This is a genomic window from Spirosoma arcticum (assembly GCF_054779955.1).
Window position 1 is genome coordinate 1 of record NZ_BAAGXG010000056.1, and the last position, 1383, is coordinate 1383.

2 protein-coding genes are annotated in these 1383 nt (G+C 46.9%); both read right to left on the reverse strand.

The annotated features are described in order from the left end of the window. Positions 1 to 20: 20 nt before the first annotated feature. The gene (locus ACYVHB_RS32820; protein ID WP_461056306.1) at positions 21 to 923 is read right to left on the reverse strand and encodes an IS3 family transposase; all 903 of its coding nucleotides are present in this window, start codon (positions 921 to 923) and stop codon (positions 21 to 23) included. Positions 924 to 946: 23 nt separating this feature from the next. Continuing rightward, positions 947 to 1129, reverse strand: a complete 183-nt coding sequence (locus ACYVHB_RS32825; protein WP_461056308.1) for a hypothetical protein — start codon at positions 1127 to 1129, stop codon at positions 947 to 949. Positions 1130 to 1383: the final 254 nt, after the last annotated feature.

Below are 1383 nucleotides of genomic sequence, written 5' to 3' on the forward strand. Positions count from 1 at the left end.
CGTATGCTACTGGAATAGGTTTACAAAGGGGAACAAAACTGATTATCAGCTTGGTATTGCACATTTCCGTACCGAACTTTTTTATACGGATACCATTTTAGTGACTGATGGCCTTGACCTTGATGAGCCTGATTAGGCGTTTTGTAGCCTAAAGACGCATGCGGTCGGACCGAATTGTAAGCGTCAATGGCCTGCTCAATAGCCGAAACGGCCATGCCAAAAGTAGGGAATCCCCACAGATGAAACTCCTCCTTTAAAGTTCGAAAAACCCGCTCCGCTAGAGCATTCTCATTTGGGTCGCCCGACTCGGTCATACTAATGATAATCTTGGCTTGACGCAGTCGATCCACATAAGCGCCGGAACAATATTGAACACCCCGATCGGAATGATGAATAAGCGGTTGATCGGTTTGGCTATGCGTCTTAAACGCCATCTCCAGGGCCGCCACAGGCCCTTTGGCTTCTAACGTTTTGTGAAACGACCAGCCCACAATTTTACGTGAGTACGCATCCATAATTACCGACAAATAAGCAAAGCCAATCCCCACCCGAATGTAACTCAAATCACTCACCCAGAGCTGACCAACTCGATTCGGTTTAAGTTCTTTAACTTGGTTAGGATACTTCTCCAAATCATGATCAGAGTCGGTAGTTTTGACTCTGGATCGTTTCCTTGTTAATAGCAAACCATTGACTTTTAGTAGGTTGTGCAGCCTATCGCGCCCTAGCTTGATTTGATGAGAAGCCAGGAATTCCTGCATCAATTCATACAGTTTAGTCGTTCCCAAGCCCGCAACCTGTCTTCGCAATCGCCTGACTTCAGCCAGAACAATGGCTGCCTGGAAGCCCAGTTTTTCCTGACGCCGGGTAGCCGCATACCAAGCTTGTCGTGTCAACCCAAATAGCCCACATAACTGCTCCATGCCCACCAGGGGATAGCGACGAGTCAGTTGGTTGACTGTTTGGTGCCAGACTTTTTTAAGATCGGGATCTGAAACTGTTCTTCGGCAATTTGGATGGCCGTCTGATATGCTTCAGCTTTAAGCTTAAGGAGCTTATTTTCCTCTTCGGTAGCCGCCAGGCGTCGTTCGAGCGCTTTGACGTATGCATCTTGGTTGTGCTTCTTCATGGATTTGTAACAGCGATAAGGGTACAAATAGGGAGCTAATCGGTGCTTGAAATACCATCGGTTCAAACGGCGTAATTCCGTCAGGGAAATGTGCAGGTGTCGTTCAATGTCGGGGGCTTCGGCAATCTCGGCTCGAAAAACTTCAACGACCCTCCGCTTGAAATGCCGCGACTTTCTATTTTTCTTATTTCGTTGTAATACGCTAATATACATGAGCTTACCAATTTACTGTACACAGAAATCAGTAGCATACG